The organism is Empedobacter sp. UBA7494 (assembly GCF_002478465.1).
Classification (GTDB): Bacteria; Bacteroidota; Bacteroidia; order Flavobacteriales; family Weeksellaceae; genus Empedobacter; species Empedobacter falsenii_B.
Window position 1 is genome coordinate 1 of sequence record NZ_DLOC01000056.1, and the last position, 21,404, is coordinate 21,404.

Annotated in this window: 19 protein-coding genes, 4 tRNA genes and 1 pseudogene; 1 reads left to right on the forward strand and 23 read right to left on the reverse strand. The window is 34.1% G+C overall.

All coding sequences use genetic code 11. The annotated features are described in order from the left end of the window. The 17 genes and pseudogenes from B4E95_RS06955 to B4E95_RS07035 all read right to left on the reverse strand — a co-directional run. Positions 1-813: pseudogene (locus B4E95_RS06955) on the reverse strand (DNA-directed RNA polymerase subunit beta'); the annotation flags it as partial. Positions 814-879: 66 nt separating this feature from the next. After that, on the reverse strand, positions 880-4,911 hold the full coding sequence (rpoB, locus tag B4E95_RS06960) for a DNA-directed RNA polymerase subunit beta (protein ID WP_291090861.1): 4,032 nt from the start codon (positions 4,909-4,911) through the stop codon (positions 880-882). A 102-nt stretch (positions 4,912-5,013) separates the two neighbouring features. Then, positions 5,014-5,382 carry a 50S ribosomal protein L7/L12 gene (gene rplL / locus B4E95_RS06965; RefSeq protein WP_019974307.1) on the reverse strand — a complete coding sequence of 123 codons (369 nt, stop codon included), beginning with the start codon at positions 5,380-5,382 and terminating at the stop codon, positions 5,014-5,016. Positions 5,383-5,428: 46 nt separating this feature from the next. Then, positions 5,429-5,941 carry a 50S ribosomal protein L10 gene (gene rplJ / locus B4E95_RS06970; RefSeq protein ID WP_052217500.1) on the reverse strand — a complete coding sequence of 171 codons (513 nt, stop codon included), beginning with the start codon at positions 5,939-5,941 and terminating at the stop codon, positions 5,429-5,431. An 18-nt stretch (positions 5,942-5,959) separates the two neighbouring features. Then, entirely contained in the window at positions 5,960-6,655 is a 696-nt protein-coding gene (rplA, locus tag B4E95_RS06975; protein ID WP_038331070.1) for a 50S ribosomal protein L1, read from the reverse strand. 17 nt (positions 6,656-6,672) lie between these two features. Continuing rightward, the gene (rplK, locus tag B4E95_RS06980) at positions 6,673-7,113 is read right to left on the reverse strand and encodes a 50S ribosomal protein L11 (protein ID WP_038331069.1); all 441 of its coding nucleotides are present in this window, start codon (positions 7,111-7,113) and stop codon (positions 6,673-6,675) included. 73 nt (positions 7,114-7,186) lie between these two features. Beyond that, entirely contained in the window at positions 7,187-7,735 is a 549-nt protein-coding gene (gene nusG, locus B4E95_RS06985) for a transcription termination/antitermination protein NusG (RefSeq protein WP_219033762.1), read from the reverse strand. Between the two features lie 32 nt (positions 7,736-7,767). Next, a complete protein-coding gene (gene secE / locus B4E95_RS06990) occupies positions 7,768-7,956 on the reverse strand; it encodes a preprotein translocase subunit SecE (RefSeq protein ID WP_038331172.1) in 189 nt (62 codons plus the stop codon). 15 nt (positions 7,957-7,971) lie between these two features. Next, positions 7,972-8,042 (reverse strand) — tRNA-Trp (locus tag B4E95_RS06995). A gap of 60 nt (positions 8,043-8,102) precedes the next feature. Then, positions 8,103-9,290 (reverse strand): elongation factor Tu, encoded by a 1,188-nt coding sequence (gene tuf, locus B4E95_RS07000; RefSeq protein ID WP_291090863.1) that lies wholly within the window; start codon positions 9,288-9,290, stop codon positions 8,103-8,105. 185 nt (positions 9,291-9,475) lie between these two features. Then, positions 9,476-9,548: transfer RNA gene (locus B4E95_RS07005), tRNA-Gly, on the reverse strand. A 73-nt stretch (positions 9,549-9,621) separates the two neighbouring features. Further along, positions 9,622-9,702, reverse strand: a tRNA-Tyr gene (locus B4E95_RS07010). Between the two features lie 34 nt (positions 9,703-9,736). After that, positions 9,737-9,810: transfer RNA gene (locus tag B4E95_RS07015), tRNA-Thr, on the reverse strand. A 131-nt stretch (positions 9,811-9,941) separates the two neighbouring features. Next, positions 9,942-10,241 (reverse strand): ribosome hibernation-promoting factor, HPF/YfiA family, encoded by a 300-nt coding sequence (gene hpf / locus B4E95_RS07020; RefSeq protein ID WP_291090865.1) that lies wholly within the window; start codon positions 10,239-10,241, stop codon positions 9,942-9,944. Between the two features lie 2 nt (positions 10,242-10,243). Continuing rightward, positions 10,244-11,143 carry a tyrosine-type recombinase/integrase gene (locus tag B4E95_RS07025; protein WP_291090867.1) on the reverse strand — a complete coding sequence of 300 codons (900 nt, stop codon included), beginning with the start codon at positions 11,141-11,143 and terminating at the stop codon, positions 10,244-10,246. A gap of 82 nt (positions 11,144-11,225) precedes the next feature. Continuing rightward, positions 11,226-11,420, reverse strand: coding sequence for a 30S ribosomal protein S21 (gene rpsU, locus B4E95_RS07030; protein WP_038331168.1), 195 nt, complete (start codon positions 11,418-11,420; stop codon positions 11,226-11,228). Between the two features lie 68 nt (positions 11,421-11,488). Then, positions 11,489-12,631, reverse strand: a complete 1,143-nt coding sequence (locus B4E95_RS07035) for an acyl-CoA dehydrogenase family protein (protein WP_291090869.1) — start codon at positions 12,629-12,631, stop codon at positions 11,489-11,491. Positions 12,632-12,870: 239 nt separating this feature from the next. Between B4E95_RS07035 and B4E95_RS07040 the strand changes: the two genes are divergently transcribed. Then, the gene (locus tag B4E95_RS07040; protein ID WP_291090871.1) at positions 12,871-13,515 is read left to right on the forward strand and encodes an OmpW/AlkL family protein; all 645 of its coding nucleotides are present in this window, start codon (positions 12,871-12,873) and stop codon (positions 13,513-13,515) included. A gap of 75 nt (positions 13,516-13,590) precedes the next feature. Here the strand turns inward: B4E95_RS07040 and B4E95_RS07045 are convergent, their stop codons facing one another. The 6 genes from B4E95_RS07045 to B4E95_RS07070 all read right to left on the reverse strand — a co-directional run bounded on the left by B4E95_RS07045 (position 13,591) and on the right by B4E95_RS07070 (position 21,163). Further along, positions 13,591-14,121 (reverse strand): hypothetical protein, encoded by a 531-nt coding sequence (locus B4E95_RS07045; protein WP_291090873.1) that lies wholly within the window; start codon positions 14,119-14,121, stop codon positions 13,591-13,593. Between the two features lie 11 nt (positions 14,122-14,132). Further along, on the reverse strand, positions 14,133-15,062 hold the full coding sequence (locus tag B4E95_RS07050) for a cation diffusion facilitator family transporter (RefSeq protein ID WP_114998851.1): 930 nt from the start codon (positions 15,060-15,062) through the stop codon (positions 14,133-14,135). Positions 15,063-15,120: 58 nt separating this feature from the next. Then, entirely contained in the window at positions 15,121-16,749 is a 1,629-nt protein-coding gene (gene pruA / locus B4E95_RS07055) for an L-glutamate gamma-semialdehyde dehydrogenase (RefSeq protein ID WP_219033765.1), read from the reverse strand. A 113-nt stretch (positions 16,750-16,862) separates the two neighbouring features. Further along, positions 16,863-17,582 (reverse strand): DUF1003 domain-containing protein, encoded by a 720-nt coding sequence (locus tag B4E95_RS07060; RefSeq protein WP_291090875.1) that lies wholly within the window; start codon positions 17,580-17,582, stop codon positions 16,863-16,865. A gap of 66 nt (positions 17,583-17,648) precedes the next feature. Continuing rightward, positions 17,649-20,210, reverse strand: a complete 2,562-nt coding sequence (locus B4E95_RS07065) for a hypothetical protein (RefSeq protein ID WP_291047727.1) — start codon at positions 20,208-20,210, stop codon at positions 17,649-17,651. Next, positions 20,207-21,163 (reverse strand): hypothetical protein, encoded by a 957-nt coding sequence (locus tag B4E95_RS07070; protein WP_291090876.1) that lies wholly within the window; start codon positions 21,161-21,163, stop codon positions 20,207-20,209. The genes B4E95_RS07065 and B4E95_RS07070 overlap by 4 nt, the downstream gene beginning before the upstream one ends. Positions 21,164-21,404: the final 241 nt, after the last annotated feature.

A 21,404-nucleotide genomic window follows, 5' to 3' on the forward strand; every position in this document is an offset into this window, starting at 1 on the left:
ACGGTTGATTACACGACGATACAAGTCGTTCAAGTCACTTGTGGCAAAACGTCCACCTTCTAATTGCACCATTGGGCGCAAATCAGGCGGGATAACTGGGATAACGTCCATGACCATCCAGCTTGGTTTGTTTCCTGAAGCACGGAATGCTTCTAAGATATCCAAACGGCGGATCGCACGGGTCCGTTTTTGACCAGTTGCGTTTTTCAATTCTTCTTTTAATTCAGCAACTTCGCCTTCAAGATCAACGCCATCTAATAATTGTTTGATGGCTTCGGCACCCATCGCTGCTGAAAATTCTTGACCGTATTGGTCACGTTTTTCACGGTATTCCCGTTCAGTCAATAGTTGTTTTTTCTCAAGGCTGGTGTTTCCTGGTTCAATCACTACGTATGAAGCAAAGTAGATGATTTCTTCCAATGCACGTGGGCTCATGTCTAAGACAAGACCCATCCGTGAAGGAATTCCTTTGAAGTACCAAATGTGTGATACTGGTGCTGCTAATTCAATGTGTCCCATGCGTTCACGACGCACTTTTGAACGTGTTACTTCCACGCCGCAACGGTCACAAACGATGCCTTTATAGCGGATCCGTTTGTATTTGCCGCAAGCACATTCCCAGTCTTTGGTTGGACCGAAAATACGCTCGTCAAACAACCCTTCGGGTTCAGGTTTTAACGTACGGTAGTTAATGGTTTCTGGTTTTTTTACTTCACCATAAGACCAGCTTCTGATTTTTTCAGGAGAAGCCAAACCGATTTGCATACTTTCGAATTTATTTACATCGATCAAAAAAGGTTCCCTCCATTTCATTTCATGGACATATCCGATAGAACGGGGGCTATTTCCGCAGGTGGCGGAAATAGCGAGGGCCGTCTATTATTGCAAGCGATCTTCTGCTGTCTCGATTTGTTGGTTCAACGCGTCGGCGGCATTTTTAGCTTCTGTTTGTGCTTTTTGTTCTAATTCACGGGCTGTTTGTTGCTCCGCAAATTTTGTTAAGGCATCAACGGTGATCAAATCATCATCGTCATCATCCATATCACGCAGTTCGATCTCTGCATCATCGATATCTAGGACACGCATGTCTAGACCCAGTGATTGCAATTCCTTTACTAATACGCGGAATGATTCTGGTACACCTGGTTTTGGAATTGGTTCCCCTTTGACGATCGCTTCGTATGTTTTCACACGACCAACCACGTCATCTGATTTGTAGGTCAAGATTTCTTGCAAGGTGTAAGCAGCACCGTATGCTTCCAGTGCCCAAACTTCCATCTCTCCGAAACGTTGTCCACCGAATTGTGCTTTACCTCCTAATGGTTGTTGAGTAATTAATGAGTATGGTCCGATAGAACGCGCGTGCATTTTGTCGTCAACCATGTGTCCTAATTTCAACATGTAAATCACCCCTACAGTAGCTTTTTGATCAAAACGTTCTCCAGTATTACCGTCATATAAATATGTTGTACCGTGTTTTGGAATACCTGCTTCTTCTGTGATGCGATCGATATCAGCGATTTCAGCACCATCGAAGATAGGTGTAGCAAATTTTTGACCCATTTTAAGTCCAGCCCATCCTAATACCGTTTCATAAATCTGACCGATATTCATACGAGATGGTACCCCAAGTGGATTAAGTACGATATTTACTGGCGTTCCGTCTTCTAAGAAAGGCATATCTTCGTCGCGAACGATACGTGCAACAATACCTTTGTTACCGTGACGTCCTGCCATTTTATCCCCTACTCTTAGTTTACGTTTTTTCGCAATGTAGATTTTTGCTAATTTAACGATACCTGCAGGTAACTCGTCTCCAACAGAGATTGTAAATCTTTCGCGGTTAAGTGCTCCTTGTAAATCATTGTACTTAATTTTGTAATTATGTAACAATTCTTTTACTAATTCGTTCTTATCCTCGTCTGTTGTCCAAAGAGATTCTGCTCCAGTTAAATTTAAGAAATCTTCAACATTAGATAAGATTTTTTGTGTGTATTTTACACCTTTCTTGATTACTTCTTCGTTCAAGTCGTTGTAAATACCTTGAGAAGTTTTTCCGTTTAATAAAACGTATAATTTCTCTAATAAAATCTCTCTTAATTCGTTGAATTTAACGTCGTACTCAGCTTCTACACTATCAATAATAGCTTTGTCTTGAGAACGTTTACGTTTATCCTTAATACTACGTGAGAATAATTTTTTGTCGATAACAACACCACGTAATGATGGAGAGGCTTTAAGAGAAGCATCTTTTACATCACCTGCTTTGTCACCAAAGATCGCACGTAATAATTTTTCTTCTGGAGTTGGATCAGATTCTCCTTTTGGAGTAATCTTACCAATCAAGATATCACCAGGTTTTACTTCTGCTCCAATACGGATCATACCGTTTTCGTCTAAGTCTTTTGTAGCCTCTTCCGAAACGTTAGGAATGTCTGAAGTTAATTCTTCCATACCTAATTTTGTATCACGTACATCTAATGAATACTCATCGATGTGGATAGATGTAAACCAGTCTTCACGAACAGCTTTCTCAGAGATTACAATGGCATCCTCGAAGTTGTATCCTTGCCAAGGCATGAATGCAACAACCATGTTACGACCAATTGCTAATTCTCCTCCTTCTGTTGCATAACCTTCAGATAAAACTTGTCCTTTCTGTACACGATCACCAACTTTTACAATTGGTTTCAACGTAATTGTAGTTCCTTGATTCGTTTTTCTGAATTTTGTTAAATTATATGTCTTCTCAGCAGTATCGAAGCTTACTAATTCTTCGTCTTCTGAGCGATCATATTTAATTGTTATAATGTCAGCATCAACATAAGTTACTGTACCTTCACGTTCTGCATTCACTAAGATTCTTGAATCTTTTGCAACTTGTTTTTCTAATCCAGTACCTACAATTGGTGCTTGAGGTTTTAATAATGGAACTGCCTGACGCATCATGTTCGATCCCATTAACGCACGGTTGGCGTCATCATGCTCCAAGAAAGGAATTAATGATGCTGAGATAGAAGCAATCTGGTTAGGTGCAACGTCGATTAAATCAACTTCTGCTGGTGTTACAACAGGGAAATCCCCATCTTCACGAGCAGTTACACGTTCAGTAGCAATAGTACCATCGTCTGTCATGTCGATATTGGCTTGAGCAATTACTTTTGATTCCTCCTCTTCCGCAGTTAAATAGATTGGTGCTGATTCGACGTCCACTTTTCCATCTTCTACTTTTCTGTATGGTGTTTCGATGAACCCTAAGTTATTAACTTTAGCGAATACACATAATGACGAAATCAAACCAATGTTTGGTCCCTCAGGAGTTTCAATTGGACATAAACGTCCGTAATGAGTGTGGTGTACGTCACGTACCTCGAATCCCGCTCTTTCTCTTGATAAACCTCCAGGTCCTAATGCTGATAAACGACGTTTGTGTGTAATCTCTGATAATGGATTTGTTTGGTCCATGAATTGAGATAACTGGTTCGTTCCGAAGAATGAATTGATAACAGATGATAATGTTTTAGCATTAATCAAATCGATTGGTGTAAACACCTCGTTGTCACGAACATTCATTCTTTCACGGATAGTTCTAGCCATACGAGCTAAACCTACTCCAAATTGGCTAGCCATTTGCTCACCTACCGTTCTTACACGACGGTTAGATAAGTGGTCGATATCATCCACCTCTGCTTTAGAGTTGATTAATTCGATTAAATATTTAATAATCGAAATGATATCTTCACGAGTCAATACTTGTACGTCCTCGCTAATGCTTAAGCCTAATTTTTTATTTAATCTGTAACGACCTACTTCACCTAATGAATAACGTTGATCAGAGAAGAATAATTTGTCAATAATTCCTCTTGCTGTTTCCTCATCTGGTGGCTCAGCGTTACGTAATTGTCTATAGATATACTCTACTGCCTCTTTTTCAGTATTAGTAGGGTCTTTTTGTAAAGTATTATGGATAATTCCATAATCAGCAGAATTGATATCTTCTTTGTGTAATAAGATCGTCTTTACACCAGAATCTACGATTTGATCGATGTGATCTTTCTCTAAGATTGTCTCACGGTCTAAGATAATTTCATTACGCTCGATAGATACAACTTCTCCTGTATCTTCATCTACGAAATCCTCGTGCCATGTATTTAATACACGTGCAGCAAGTTTACGACCTACAACTTTCTTTAAATTAGCTTTATTAACTTTTACTTCTTCTGCTAAATCGAAAATTTCTAAGATATCTTTATCTCTTTCGTATCCGATAGCACGTAATAAAGTAGTTAATGGTAACTTTTTCTTACGATCGATGTAAGCGTACATTACGCTGTTGATGTCTGTTGCGAACTCAATCCAAGATCCTTTGAAAGGAATGATACGAGATGAGTACAATTTTGTACCATTCGCGTGGAAAGATTGTCCGAAGAATACCCCAGGAGAACGGTGTAATTGAGATACAATAACACGCTCTGCACCATTAATAATGAATGATCCTGAAGGAGACATATAAGGAATTGTTCCTAAGTATACGTCTTGCACTACAGTTTCGAAATCTTCGTGTTCTTCGTCTGTACAGTACAATTTAAGACGAGCTTTCAATGGTACGCTGTACGTTAATCCTCTTTCGATACACTCATCAATTGTGTAACGTGGTGGATCTACGAAATAATCTAAGAATTCTAAAACAAACTGATTGCGAGTATCCGTAATTGGAAAATTCTCAGCAAATGTTCGGTAAAGACCTTCATTTTTTCGTTGGTCAGGTCTTGTTTCCAACTGGAAAAAATCTTCAAACGATTTGATCTGAATGTCAAGGAAATCTGGGAACTGAGCGACTGCTTTTGCAGAAGAGAAGTTCAATCTTTCTTTTTTCTCAGTCGAGTTGCTTAATGTTGCTTTAGTGGCCAATTTCGAATGAATTTTGGTTTATATAATGACTTTATGCGTAAAAAGGTTTAGACCTAACACGTCCTGTGTTAGGTCCAAACCTATATTTTTGAGTAATAAAAATTACTTCAATTCTACTACTGCACCAGCTTCTTCTAGCTGTTTCTTTAAAGCTTCAGCTTCATCTTTAGAAACTGCTTCTTTAACTGTTGCTGGAGTTGAATCTACTAAATCTTTAGCTTCTTTTAATCCTTTACCAGTTAATTCTTTAACTAATTTAACAACTGCTAATTTAGATGCACCTGCTTCTTTTAAGATTACGTCGAATTCTGATTGCTCTTCAGCAGCTTCTCCTGCTCCACCTGCAGCAACAACTACAGCAGCAGCAGCTGGTTCGATTCCGTACTCATCTTTTAAGATTGTAGATAATTCATTAACTTCTAAAACTGTTAAGTTTACTAACTCTTCAGCTAATTTTTTTAAATCTGCCATTTTAATGCTTTTTGTTTTTTAAACTTTTATTTGATATGAGTGTGTCTTATTCTTCTGAAGCTCCTTCTTCTGCTTTTGCAGCGTCTTTGTTCTCTAATTGAGAAACAACAGTTTTGATTGGAGATTGAAGTAACATGATGATGTCTGCGATTAATTCTTCGCGAGATTTCAATGCTACTAATTGTGGTAATTTGTCATCACCTACGAATGTATTATCTTCAATCCAAGCTCCTTTTAAAATAGGTTTTTCAGATTTTTTTCTGAAAGTATCGATTACTTTGGCTGGTGCGTTACCAACTTCAGCAGTCATTAATGCTGTATTTCCTTTTAAAGATCCGTAAAGCTCTTCGAAGTTTTTGTCTTCGATTTGCTCCATAGCTTTCTTTAATAAAGTGTTTTTTACTACGCGTAAAGATACATTGCTTTTGTAGCAAGCTCTTCTTAATTCAGTAGTATTAACAGCGTTTAATCCGTCGATATCTGCTAAGTAGATGATTTTTGCTTCTGCTAATACAGCTTGCAATTCATCTATCATATTTGCTTTATCTTGTTTTGTCATTGCCATAATCTACTAATTTTAAGCGTTTACACTTTTTGGATCTACTGATACACCTACAGATTGAGTTGTAGAAAGCGTGATGCTTTTTACATATGTTCCTTTAGCAGCTGTTGGTTTTAATTTAATTAAAGTTTGAATTAATTCATTCGCATTTTCTTTAATTTTATCAGCATCGAAAGATACTTTACCAACTGCAGCGTGGATGATTCCGTAACGGTCTACTTTGAAGTCGATTTTACCTGCTTTCACTTCAGAAACAGCTTTACCAACTTCTAAAGTTACAGTACCTGATTTTGGGTTAGGCATTAATCCACGAGGTCCTAAAACACGTCCTAATGGCCCTAATTTACCCATAACTGCTGGCATAGTAACGATAACGTCAACATCTGTCCAACCTTCTTTAATTTTTTGTAAGTATTCGTCTAATCCTACATAGTCTGCACCTGCTGCTTTAGCTTCTGCTTCTTTGTCTGGAGTAACTAATGCTAATACTTTTACATCTTTACCTGTTCCGTGTGGTAATGAAACTACACCACGAACCATTTGGTTAGCTTTCTTAGGATCTACACCTAAACGAACTGCTATATCTACAGAAGCATCAAACTTAGCGTAGTTAACTTCCTTTACTAATGATGATGCTTCATCAATAGAGTAAAGTTTGTTTTTTTCTACTTTAGCTAATACTTCTTTTTGTCTTTTTGTTAACTTTGCCATTTCCTAAAATGTTTTAATTATTCTGGAGCTTGCCCACCTTTTACAGTTATACCCATAGAACGTGCAGTTCCAGCAACCATTTTCATAGCAGATTCAACAGTAAAACAGTTCATGTCCGCTAATTTGTCTTCAGCAATAGCTCTAACTTGATCCCAAGTAACAGTACCAACTTTTTGACGGTTAGGTACACCTGAAGCTTTTTTCAATTTCGCAGCTTCCATTAACTGAATAGCAGCTGGTGGAGTTTTAATTACGAAATCGAATGATTTGTCTTGATACACAGTAATAACAACTGGTAACACTGCACCTTGTTTTTCTTGTGTACGTCCATTAAATTGTTTACAAAACTCCATGATGTTAACACCTGCAGCACCTAAAGCTGGCCCTACTGGTGGTGAAGGATTTGCTTGTCCTCCTTTAACTTGAAGTTTTACAACTTTTTCAATTTTTTTTGCCATTTTTTTAATTCTTAAAATTAAGCGTTATGTGGAAGCAGCCTAAATTTCTACTTTTAATTTGTTGATAGATTGATTATGCAATCTTTTCAACTTGGTTAAAACTTAACTCTAGTGGTGTTTTACGTCCGAAGATTAAAACCATCACTTCAAGTTTACGTTTATCTTCAATGATTTTTTCAACTGTTCCGTTGAACCCATTGAATGGTCCGTCGATTACTTTTACAGTTTCTCCTACGATGTAAGATATTCCTAAGTTTGTATCAACGTTTTCTGCTAATTCGTCAACTTTACCTAACATTCGGTTAACTTCCGATTGTCTCATCGGTACAGGATCACCTCCTTTCGTTGCACTCAAAAAGCTAATTACACCTGATGTATTCTTTACCATGTGAGGAATTTCCCCTACAAGTTCGGCTTCTATCATGATGTAACCAGGAAAGTGTACTTTTTCCTTTTGATATTTTTTACCGTTACGGATTTGAATCACTTTTTCCATAGGAACAACAATTTGTCCTACATAATCATTCAAATTTTGGTACTGAATTTCTCTTTCAATATAATCCTTAACTTTCAGCTCTTGTCCAGCTACAGTCTTGATTACATACCATTTCTTTTCACTCATGATTCTAATTACTAAACGGGATATTTTACAAACTAAAAAGCGCCGTAGATAAAGTTAAGCACTTGTGTGAATAATGTATCTACCGCATATAAAAATATAGCTAACAAAACTGTAGCTATTGCAACAATAATTGTGTCTCTTTGTAGATCTGAGAATGATGGCCATGTAACATGATCTTTAAATTCTACAAAGGAATCTTTAAAATATTGTACGACTTTCATATCGTTTTCATTTAGCACGGGCACAAGGATTCGAACCCTGATCAACGGTTTTGGAGACCGCTATTCTACCATTGAACTATGCCCGTAGATAAAAAGAGTGGTAATCATTGAAGATTACCACATCTTCTATATTATATTTTGACTAATTAGTCTAAAATTTCAGTTACCTGACCAGCACCAACTGTACGTCCACCTTCACGGATTGCGAAACGTAAACCTTCGTTTAATGCGATTGGTTGTAATAATTCAACTGTAATAGTTAAGTTATCTCCTGGTAAAACCATCTCAACTCCTTCTGGTAAGTTGATTTCCCCTGTTACGTCAGTTGTACGTACGTAGAACTGTGGACGGTAACGGTTGTGGAATGGAGTGTGACGACCACCTTCTTCTTTAGTTAAGATATAAACCTCAGCTTTGAATTTTTTGTGTGGTTTAACAGATCCTTGTTTTGCGATAACCATACCACGACGGATGTCAGTTTTATCAACACCACGTAATAATAAACCTACGTTATCACCAGCTTCACCTCTATCTAAGATTTTACGGAACATTTCAACACCTGTTACAGTAGAAGTTAATTTTTCTTCTCCCATACCAACGATGTCAACTGGATCCCCAGAGTTAATTACACCAGCCTCGATACGTCCTGTAGCAACAGTACCACGACCTGTAATAGAGAATACATCCTCTACTGGCATTAAGAACGGTTTATTGTGATCACGAACTGGTTGCTCAATCCACTCATCAACATTGTTCATTAAGTTCAATACAGTTTCAACCCATTGAGGCTCACCGTTTAATGCACCTAAAGCAGATCCTTGGATAACTGGAGTGTTATCTCCGTCATATTCGTAAGAAGATAATAAATCTCTTACTTCCATTTCTACTAACTCTAATAACTCAGCATCGTCAACCATATCAACTTTGTTTAAGAAAACAACGATACGAGGAACGTTTACTTGGCGACATAATAAGATGTGCTCACGAGTTTGAGGCATTGGACCATCAGTAGCAGCTACTACTAAGATACCACCATCCATTTGAGCAGCTCCTGTAACCATGTTTTTTACGTAATCCGCGTGACCTGGACAGTCAACGTGTGCGTAGTGACGGTTAGCAGTTTCATACTCTACGTGAGATGTATTAATTGTAATACCACGCTCTTTTTCTTCTGGAGCATTATCGATTTGATCGAAAGCTTTTGCTTCTGAATAACCAGCATCAGCTAATACTTTAGTAATCGCTGCAGTCAAAGTTGTTTTACCGTGGTCAACGTGACCAATAGTACCAATATTTAAGTGCGGCTTATTACGGTTGAAAGTTTCCTTTGCCATTTTACTTTTTATTAATTTCTATTGTTATACTTAAATTAAAAAAATAACTTTAAATTATTTTCAAGTGTAAAAATACACTTTTTGATTTATATAAAGATATTAATTTTTGACTCGCGTTAACCTTGGTTTAAATGAGTTTCAACAACTACTTAAAAGATTAACTATACTGGACGAACCAGAATTTGAGCGGGAAACGGGACTCGAACCCGCAACATTCAGCTTGGAAGGCTGACGCTCTACCAATTGAGCTATTCCCGCATTCACCTCTAAAAAGCTTTGCAAATTTAAAGATTAAATCCTAAACCACAAAAAAAATTAAAAATTAAGTTTGTGGGGAGAGCAGGATTCGAACCTGCGAAGGTTACCCAACGGATTTACAGTCCGTCCTCGTTGGCCGCTTGAGTATCTCCCCGCCTTACTTTTTTTTTGTTTTTCTAAAAACTTTGAGCCGATAGAGGGACTCGAACCCACGACCTGCTGATTACAAATCAGCTGCTCTAGCCAGCTGAGCTACATCGGCATTTTTGTTTTTAAAAGTGATATTTAAAAGAACAGTCCGTTAAATATGTTTGTTTAACGGACTGCAAATTTACGTTGTTTTTTGAATTAACCAAATTTTTAGGATTTTTTTTTCGGTCAATTTTTCAAATTTTATCTATCGCTAACTTTTTCTTTTTTTCTGATAATTAATTTTTTTAATGTATCTACCGACAAATCAATACATTCCTCAAAAGACTGTCCAGTTTTACTTACAACGATATCATCACCCGGCACCTCCAACTTAATATCTACTGTCTTGTTATTTTTTTCTGCAGTATTTTCTAGTTTGAATGAAACGTTTGCTGCAATGATTTTGTCTGACAAAGTTTCTAATTTCTCTAATTTTTTTTCTAAATACTCCTCTAAACCTGGTTTAGTATTGAAGTTTACTGCTTGAAAGTTAATTGTCATAATTACTCTTTTTTGTTCTCACGTGGGTGAGCTTTGTTAAACACTTTTTTTAAATTTTCTATACTCCCATGTGTGTAAATTTGAGTCGATGACAAACTTGAATGCCCTAAGATATCTTTTACCGCATTCAGATCTGCTCCGGAATCTAACATATGGGTCGCAAATGAATGCCTCAACATATGAGGACTTTTTTTATGTTTTACACTTATAAGACTAAGATAGTATTTTACTTTCGAATAAACAAGATTATCGTACAAAGGTTTTCCTTTTTCTGTTACAAAAACATTCGTACATTGTAAGGTAATTTCATTATGTTTTCTGGTGTTATAATTCGTTAAATCGTCTAACAAAAAGGTAGAAATAGGAATTATGCGTTCTTTATTTCTTTTTCCAAGAACTTTTATAGAAAGTGTATTCGGATCGATATCATTTTCTTTCAAACCAATTAATTCTGCACGTCGAATTCCTGTTTGATACATTACATCAATCATTAATCGATCACGTAAACCTTCAAATGTGTCTGGAAAAAACTCATCATTATTCAACAAATCATTCAATTCTGCTTCTGTAAAAGGCACTAAAACTTGTTTATTTTGTTTAAGTGAATGAATTTGCTCGATTGGATTAATGGAAAGATGATTTTCTTTGACCAAATATTTATAAAACGTTCGTAAAGCGCTTAATTTGCGATTAACTGTTTTCTCAGACTTTTCTAATTCTGATAAATGCATCACAAATGCACGAATATGATTTTTTGTTGCAAGTTGTATTTCCGACGAATTTTCTTCTTGTTGATAGAACTCAACAAAATCGTCCAAATCTCTTTTGTAGCTGGTAATTGTTAGCGTAGAATATTTCTTCTCGAGCGCTAAATAATCTAAGAATAGTTGAATAAATTCCATAAAAAAACCTATTCATCAAAGTTACAACTTTAATAAATAGGTCAACAGAAATTAATTTCTTTATATCGTTTAAAACGCCAATTTATGCTTCCTCCTTTTCGATTAAGGCTTGTTTGTAGATTGCTCTACTCATCTTAATTCTATTTGTAACAGAAGGTTTTGTAAATTGTTGACGTGCTCTTAACTGACGTACAACACCTGTTTTATCAAATTTTCTTTTGTATTTTTTTAGAGCTCTTTCGATTGACTCTCCGTCTTTTACTGGTATAATCAACATAATTTTATCTATTTCTTTTTGAGATGGCAAATATACAACTCTTTAGTAATTAAACAAATCGTTTTGTATTAATCTTTCAAAATATTTCTTCCAATCACTAATTTTTGGATCTCAGTTGTTCCTTCACCGATTGTACACAACTTAGAATCACGGTAGAATTTCTCTACTGGGAAATCTTTTGTATATCCGTATCCACCAAATATTTGTACTGCTTCATTCGAGATTTTAACACAGGCTTCAGATGCATAATATTTTGCCATTGCACCTTCTGTCGTCATTGGTTTTTTATGATTTTTTAAATAAGACGCTTTACGAATTAATAATTCTGAAGCTTCGATTTCTGTAATCATTTCAGCCAATTTAAAGTTAATTGCTTGGAAATTTGCAATTGCAGTTCCAAATTGATGACGCTCTTGTGCATATTTCAATGCTGCTTTATAAGCTCCTTTCGCAATTCCTAAAGATAAAGCTGCGATCGAGATACGACCACCATCTAAAATCTTAAGTGCTTGCTTGAAACCATCACCAACATTTCCTAAACGATTTGCATCCGAAACACGTACGTTATCGAAGATTAACTCTGCCGTTTCCGAAGCACGCATTCCTAATTTATTTTCTTTTTTACCCGATGTAAAACCTGGCGTTCCTTTTTCTATTACAAAAGCTGTCGCGTTATTTTTAGCTCCTTTCTCTCCTGTTCTTGTCATCACAACCGCAACATCACCAGAAATTGCATGTGTAATAAAGTTTTTTGCTCCATTAATCACCCATTCATCACCATATTTTACAGCTGTTGTAGACATTCCTCCAGCATCAGATCCTGTGTTGTGCTCTGTTAATCCCCAAGCACCAATCCATTCTGCTGTTGCTAATTTTGGTAACCAACGTTGTTTTTGTTCTTCGTTACCGAATTCTAAAATATGATTTGTACAAAGTGAATTATGTGCCGCTACAGACAAACCGATAGAAGGATCAACTTGTGAAATTTCATCTACAATTGATACATATTCATCATATGATAAACCACTTCCACCATATTCTTCTGGAACAACGATTCCCATGAAGCCCATTTTTCCAAGTTCTTTGAAAACTTCAACTGGAAAAGTTTGAGCTTCATCCCACTCCATTATATTCGGTTGAATGTATTGTTTTGCAAAATCTCTTGCCGATTGCGCGATTAATGATAAATTTTCATTTTCTAAGAAATCCATTTTTTTGAGTTTTTTTGTTTTTTTATGACTTTCCTCCAAAAGTAATAAATTTCTATTAAGTGAAAAGTTTTTCTTTTACGATTATTTTTACTCATTAAAAATAATTGACTATCAGCGTGTTTAAGTTAATAATATCTTTAAAAAAAACAAATGTTTAAAGTCATTTTCGGAAATGATATTTGACATTTTAATTCGGATAAATTAATCCGAGTTTTGTTTCGAAAAATAAAATAAACATTATGAAAAAAGGACTATTAATATTAGGAGCAATTTTTACATCAGCAATTTCATTTGGACAAGAGACTGGCGAATTACATATGCGTGTAAGAGCAACTGGTGTAGTTCCTATGGAAGATGCTAAAATAGAAGCAATAGGTGGAAATGTAGCAGTTACAAACAATCTTATTCCAGAAATCGACTTTACTTATTATATTACAAAAAATATCGCAGCCGAATTAATTTTAGGAACATCTAAACACGAAGTTGTTGCGGTAAATACTGCATTAGGAAATTTAGATTTGGGACGCGTAATGTTGTTGCCTCCAACTCTTAATGTACAATATCATTTATATCCAACCAAAAACCTAAAACCTTATGTTGGTGCAGGAATTAATTATACAATTTTCTACGATCAAGGGCAAGGAAAAGGTAGAAACGCAGCTGTAACAAGTGTAGATTACAAAAACAATGTAGGTTTCGGATTTCAATTCGGATTTGATTACAAAATCAATGATAAATTGTATTGGAACGTAGATGTCAAAAAATTATACTTGAATACAGATGTTACAGTTGGTGCAGCTTTGGATCAACAAGTTTATGTACCAGCAGATGTTGATCTTAATCCTTGGTTAATCAGTACAGGTATTGGTTTCAAACTATTCTAACTCGACCTTTTATTATATATTATGATTTTTAAACGAAGGGAAAAATCAAAAAGAGAAGCAATTGCTTCTCTTTTTTTATTTAAATTGATTTATATCAAAATATTGCTCATAAATAGGTTTCAATTCAGTCAAATTTGTACAAGGAGTTTGTTCTAATTTTCGAATTTCGATTCCCTTTTTATAATCACTTAGAATTTCTTCATAACTTTTAATGTAACCATAAGCTCCTATTCCAATTTTCTTAAAATTTAAATCTTCATGTTTTATTACAGAAACTTTTTTGTTTGTGAAATAATTCTCATTTACATATAAAATATCGATTAAATCAATGCAATTACCTTCAAAACCTTCTGGAATTCTTCTTCCAAAAATATTATCATTCATCATAAAAGATATTCCGTAGAAAATTATATTATCCTCTTTAAAAATATCAATCACAACCGCTTTAATATTATCCTCAAACAAAATAATATCTCCAAATTTGAATTTTAAATCAGAATCATCAATCTTACCATAATTTGTTTCACTTACAGCATTATTCTCTGAAACTGATGGATTACAACAGAAAAATGAAAACAAAACAATGCAAATTCCAAAATATTTCATAAGATAAAATTTTACTCTTCCACTCTCTTATCTTCGATGTGATTTGTTCGAAAATATTCTCGAACCGAAACAAAAGTAGGCTCTATATGCACTAATACATCTTTTACTTGTGGCATTTTGGCTTGTACAGCATCTTTCAGATCATGACTAATTTTATGTCCTTCCACCACCGAAATCGTTCCATCGACTATTGCATGTAAATCCACATAATAATTCATTCCATTTTTACGTACATTACATTTTTCAGTCGCCATAACACCAGGAACATGTGAAGCGATTTCTCTGATTTGTTCAATTTCATTTTCGTACAATTGCTCATCCATAATTTCTCCTAACGCAGGTCGAAGGATTTTGTATGCATTATATAAAATAAAACTTGAAGCAAAAAGCGCAGCAACATCATCTGCTGCCTCCCAACCTGGTCCCATTACCAACGAAATCGAAATTCCGATAAACGCCATTAACGATGTAATTGCATCCGAACGATGATGCCAAGCATCTGCTTTTAGAGAAGAACTATTGGTCTCAACACTTTTTCGCATCACATACTGAAAGGATAACTCTTTGAATAAAATAATTCCTCCAAGAACTAACAATGTAAATGGTTTGGGTTGATGATGCGGTGTAATAATATTGGTAATACTTTCTTTTGCAATGATAATCGCAGAAACAATAAGGAAAGTAACCACTAAAAATGTGATTAACGCTTCTGCTTTTCCGTGTCCGTAAGGATGATTTTCATCTGCAGGTTTTGCAGAATACTTTAGTCCAAAGAAAACAAATATAGAAGAAAAAACATCTGCCGAAGACTCGATTGCATCTGCAATAAGTGCGTAAGAATTCCCAAAATAACCAGCCAAAAACTTAATTCCAGCCAAAGAAGCGTTTCCTACAATACTAAAAATTGAAGCTTTGATTGCTTTTTCCGAATTATCATTCATACCAAAAAAATAAGCCCTACAAATGTAAGGCTTATTCTAATTTTATATCTCGAAAATATTATTTTTCTAAGAATGGGTATTTGTAATCTTTAGCAGGAACAAATGTTTCTTTAATTGTTTGAACAGAAGTCCAACGTAACAAGTTCATTGCAGAACCTGCTTTATCATTTGTACCAGAAGCACGTGCTCCACCAAATGGTTGTTGTCCTACAACTGCTCCTGTTGGTTTATCGTTGATGTAGAAATTTCCACAAGCATTTTTCAATGCTTTAGCAGCTAATTCTACAGCAGCACGATCTTTCGCGAAGATTGATCCTGTTAATGCGTAAGCAGAAGTTTCGTCAACTAATTTTAAAGTTGCTTCAAATTCATTTTCATCATAAACATAAACTGATAATACAGGCCCGAAGATTTCTTCTACCATTGATTCATATTTAGGATTCGTTGCTTTGATAACTGTTGGTTGAACAAAATACCCAACTGAATCATCATAAGTACCACCTATTACAACTTCAGCTTCAGAAGATGCTTGTGCACGATCGATATATGCTTTAGATTTTTCGAAAGAGTTTTTATCGATAACCGCTGTCATGAAATTAGAGAAATCCTCTGGAGATCCTAATCTAACAGTTGCTAACATTTCTTTCATTTGTTTCTCAACTTCGTTCCATAAGTTAGATGGAATATAAGCACGAGAAGCAGCAGAACATTTTTGTCCTTGGTATTCAAATGCTCCACGAACTAAACCTACAGCAACTTCTGTTGGACAAGCTGATTTGTGAACCATTACGAAATCTTTTCCTCCTGTTTCTCCTACGATACGTGGATAAGTTCTGTAATTGTTGATGTTATCTCCAATTTGTTTCCATAAAGTATTGAAAACTTTTGTAGAACCTGTGAAGTGTAAACCTGCGAAATCTTTGTGTTCTAAAACTGTTTTTGCAGTTTCTGCTCCATCAGTTAAGATCATGTTGATTACACCATCTGGTAAACCAGCTTTTTTGAACACTTCCATTGTTACTTTAGCAGCTAAAGTTTGTTTATCAGAAGGTTTCCAAACTACAACGTTCCCCATCAAAGCCATACAAGATGGTAAGTTACCAGCAATTGCAGTAAAGTTGAATGGAGTAATTGCGAAAGTAAATCCTTCTAATGGACGATAATCTACACGATTCCAAATTCCAGGAGAAGAAATTGGTTGATCTGCATAAATTTCTGTCATGTATTGTACATTGAAACGTAAAAAGTCAATCAACTCACAAGCTGAATCAATTTCTGCTTGCATTGCATTTTTAGATTGACCAATCATTGTTGCAGCATTTATTTTTGCACGGTAAGGACCAGCAATCAAATCTGCAGCTTTCAAGAAAATTGCCGCTCTATCTTCCCAAGGCATTGCAACCCAAGCTTCTTTTGCAGCTAAAGCTGTATCAATCGCTTTTCTTACATCATCTTGTGTTCCTTCGTGGAAATAACCAACAACTTTTTGGTGGTCATGTGGAGGACGAATTTCTTTTTTATTTCCTGAAAAAATTTCTTCAGAACCAATGTATTGAGGAACTTCTGTTACCTCGTTAAACATTTTTTTGTATGCGTCTAATAATTGCGCACGCTCTGGCGTTCCAGGAGCATATGATTTTACCTCTTCGTTAACAGCGTGAGGAATTTGAGCAAATGATTTTGACATTTTGATTATTTTGTTTGTTTATACTTTTCAAAGTTCAAATTTAAGAAAAATAAATGGAAATGTTTCAGTTCAGATAATTAAGTCTTTTATCACTTTAGACATAAAATCATCCATTATTCTTCCTTTTTATTTTCTTTTTTATCTTTTGTATGAAGAATTTGATTTTCGATATTTTCTAAATATTGAATCTGCATTTCCTGTATTTCTAATAATTTCTTATTCTGATGAACCAATAAATGATCTATTTTTTCGCTCAATAATTTTATTTCCAATTCAGCTTTCAAGTTAATCTTATAATCATGTTCGGCTCTATCACGATCTTTATCTTCTTGACGATTTTGACTCATCATAATAATTGGTGCTTGTATTGCTGCTAAACAAGACAAAATCAAATTGAGTAAAATAAATGGATAGGGATCAAAACCTTTGTTGTGCAACATCCAAAAATTAAGAAACATCCAAACCAATAAGAAAATAAAAAACGAAATAATAAATGTCCAACTTCCCCCAAAAGATGCTACTTTATCTGCGATTCTATCGCCTGTTGTCAATGGCTTTGATGTATTTTCTTTTATATTTTCGGAAAGAATAGAATTATCACGAATTGCTTCTACAACATCTTGATCCAATTTTTCCATTTCACCTTTTTCTTGCGAAATCAAATTTGCAAAAAATTGACGACGATATTTGTTCAATACTTTTATAGAAACATAATCTTCTTCGGTAATTGCTGGATAATCTTGCTCAATCAATTTAAAAATTTCTTGCTGAATTTCTTTTCCTTTTACAGCTTCGTAGCGATTAATTGGTTTTTGAGTTACAAAACATTTCATAATAATCTATTTTAGTCAAAAATCACATAACAAAAAACGCTCCTAAAATTAGAAGCGTTTTAATTATTAAAAGTTATTCGTGTAATAATCGAAATATTTACAATTTGATTTGATTTCTTGATAGGTTTTCGTGTCCGAATATTGTTTCAAATTTTTAAAATTAGAACGATAATTTGCCACTTTGAACGCTAAAATTTTATCTTCGTTATCATATTGATTTTCGTACAAACGTTTCAACACAGGATCTTTTGCATTATAAAATCTTCCTTGTTCATTCTTCGACAATGCAAACAATATTTGCGCTTTCATTTCTTTGTCTTTTGTCGAATCAAATGCTTTTTTCAAATAATTTTCTGAAGGCGTAAAATTATCTACGTAATTTCCTCCCCAACCAAAACTTTTGTAAAAGAAGTTGCTTGTTGCTTCATATTGATCACCATAATTATTAAATTTTGGTCCATTATCATTGTTTCGATCAAATGTCAACAAATAACGATAATAACCCAAAGTCGTCGTATTGTAGAAGAAATTTCCCAACAAATAATTCGCTTTTGCAGCTTCTTCGGTATTCTTCTTTGCTATTTTATTCAATTCAATCATCGCATTTGTCAATTCTAATTTTGACATTTTTGGTTTGATAAATTTAAATTCATTCAAATAAGGAGTTGCGATCACTTGATTTTCGTCACAATTAAAACATTCAATCTTATTATATCCAAAGATTTTATTCGGAATATTATGATAACCATCAAACTGATTTTCTACCCAAGTTTTGCTTTCTTTTTCTGTTGTATAATCGTAATCATAAACAAAATAAGCACTTTCTGACGTGTGATATTTTTGATCAATCTTCTCAAATTCTTTTTTCGCCAAATCAAATTTCATTTCGCCTAAATACAATGTTCCTTTGAAATCGGCTAAATAATCTGATAATTTAAACTGAATTTCTTTTGATTTTTTTGTTCTCCAATCCCATGAACTCGATTTTACTTTTGCATTAATCAAATATTTTTCGAAAGCTGTTTTATTCGATTTTTTATCCAATTTATCTAAATCATTGATAATCGCCCAATCTGGATTTGAACCTAATTGTGTAATTTCATTATGAATCAAAAATGCTTTTCCTTTGTCACCTTGCAAAAAATATCGATTTGCTAAAACATCTAAAATCACATTTTTCAAGTTCATTTTTTGATCATCTTCATCCGAATAACCATAGACATCTTCTGGTAATTTTGGATATTCATAATTCAAAATCGACGCATATTTTTGCATCAATTGATTCTCAAAACTATCTGTAATTTTCTTTTGTTCGAAAATTTCTAATAAAATTTCAATCACTTTTTTCTGTTGTTGAAATTCTTTCGAAGTTGAATTTACTTTGGTTAAATACGTTTTTGTTTCCGCAAAATTTTTGTTCAATAAATTCAAATATGCCACCGATAATTTCCAATATTCTTTGTCGTCAGCTTTTATCGCTTGTGATTTTGCCAGAGCAATCAATTCATTAATCTGAACTTCATCTTTTGAATCTTCGGGGTTACTGTAATAATTGCCATTTGTTTTTACAGGTAAATATAAATCTGTATATTTTTTTCGTTCTTGAGAAGAATTCCAATAATAATCTTCAGGATTTTGTTGCAAATATTCGCGTTCAATTAAATTAATAGAACGTGCAAATAAAATTCTCGCTTGTGGCGCATTTACATCATTCGCAATAATTTTTTTCGCAGGAGCTAACGGATTCGAAAAATCATTATAACCAATCAATAAATACAAATCATTTTTTTCTTGAATCGTTTTGGCATTGGCTAACATTTTCTCATAATTCAAATCTTCTGTCACGCGCATCGATTGATAAGCACTCATTTTTCGATCATTCGAATGAGAAAAAACTTCGAAAAAGTCATAATTCGCCTGAATATAATTTCCAAGTGCACGCTCCGCTCCACCTTTTTGATCTAACGCATAATAATACATCGAATTTTTGAGTCCTTGCGACGCCACATACATATTAAAATAATTGATAGCGTCTTTATATTCGTGGAAATAATGCGCAAAACGCACCAATTGATAACCGTAACGAACTTTTAATTCTTTGTCCGTTTCTGCATTCCAACTTTTCTTTAGAACCTCAAGAACTTTTCTATAGTTTAGATTATTGACATTTTTTTCAGGACGATCTACATACGACCATTCTCCATTATCGATATAATAAAAAGCCATATAAGGCTCTAAATACTTGGCATACGACAAGTAAAGTAAACTTTGCTTATTCTTTTTTACCCAATCTGTTGTCGCAAAATTATAGTTCGTATTGGACGATTTTCCATTCTTTACCATCAAATCAATTTCTTGTTTCGATACTTTAAAAACCAACTCAAACGCTTGCTGATAGCTAATTCCTAACGTTTTTTGCCAATCCAAAATATTCTCATTCTTTTGATTTGCATCCATCGTATAATATGGATTATCCAACGTCATCAAAAATGGCTGATATTGCGGCGCTTCGCTTAAAGTTTGCGAAAAAAGATTGTAGTAATAATAATCTTCTCCACCTCCATCAGCACACGCAAATACTTTGGTTAAACCAAAAGTTAAGCATAAAGTAAGTACTATTTTTTTCATAATTGTGTTGGTATTGTTTTCAAAAATTTTGAGTCTAAATGATAATAAATCAAGCGATAATTGTAAGATAATTTTGTATCGATAAATGATTTTGTTTCAACTAATAATTCGGGAGAAATCCTTTCAACTTTTATTGTAAAACCTTTACTCACATAAAAATTTCGAACAAAAAAATCATCTTCCACTTCATAAAATCCATTTCTGATTTTCTTTACAGGTTTTCCTATCAAATCTTGCTCCGAAAAAGAATTGATTAATTTTATTTTTCCTTGATGATTTGTCAAAATTGCCCACGAATAAATTGGCAAAGCAACATCTAATTTGATTGGATAATCGTTTAAATACTTCAAATAATCTTTTGCTATTTTCAAATCTAAAATCGAATTATTTTCAGATTGATCGGTTGGATTTTCGGTTGCATAACACATCAAAACCATTTTATCCAAAGGCGGAACTCCTTCTTGTTCTTTAAATTTAACTTGATGCAAACGCAAAGTTGCCGAAAGTTTTTTGCCCGAAATATGTTTCAATTCCGACAAAAACATAAAATAATTTTCGCTCGTAGATTTTGTCCAATCACAATCTATCTGAATTTCATTGAAGTTTTTCAGATTTCCTCTTTCAGCCGTTTCACTCAAAAAATTATAGATATCTTTTGCTAAAATTTTGACTTGATCTTTGGATGTATTCAGAAAAGTTTGATTGGTAATAAAAACCGTCGGAATATAATTGACATTGAGCTTCGTTGCATCAAAATTCTGAATAATTCCAACTGGAGAAATTTTATTCAACTTTTTATCCACATCAAAAAAACGAACATAAATATTTTCCACTTTTAGTGAATCAACCGCTTTTTTCTCTGTTTCATTCACCGAATAATTACTTCGCCAATAATAAAAATCAATTGGTGATTTTTTGGTTTCAGAAGTACATCCAACCAAACTAATTATCATAAACAGTATTAAAAATCTAAATAAAAATTTCATACTCAAATTTAACTCAAAATCTATAAATCACAATCGATGAAAATAGTGAGATTTTATCAAATTAATTGTCGAAATTTATCCTTCATAATATTTAACTTGATTAAACTTTTTAAAAAATCACCACATAGATACATAGAAATAGTTAAATACCCGTTGTGCATTTTAAATAATTTGAGTTTTTAGATTATTAATATTTCGATTTAAGTGT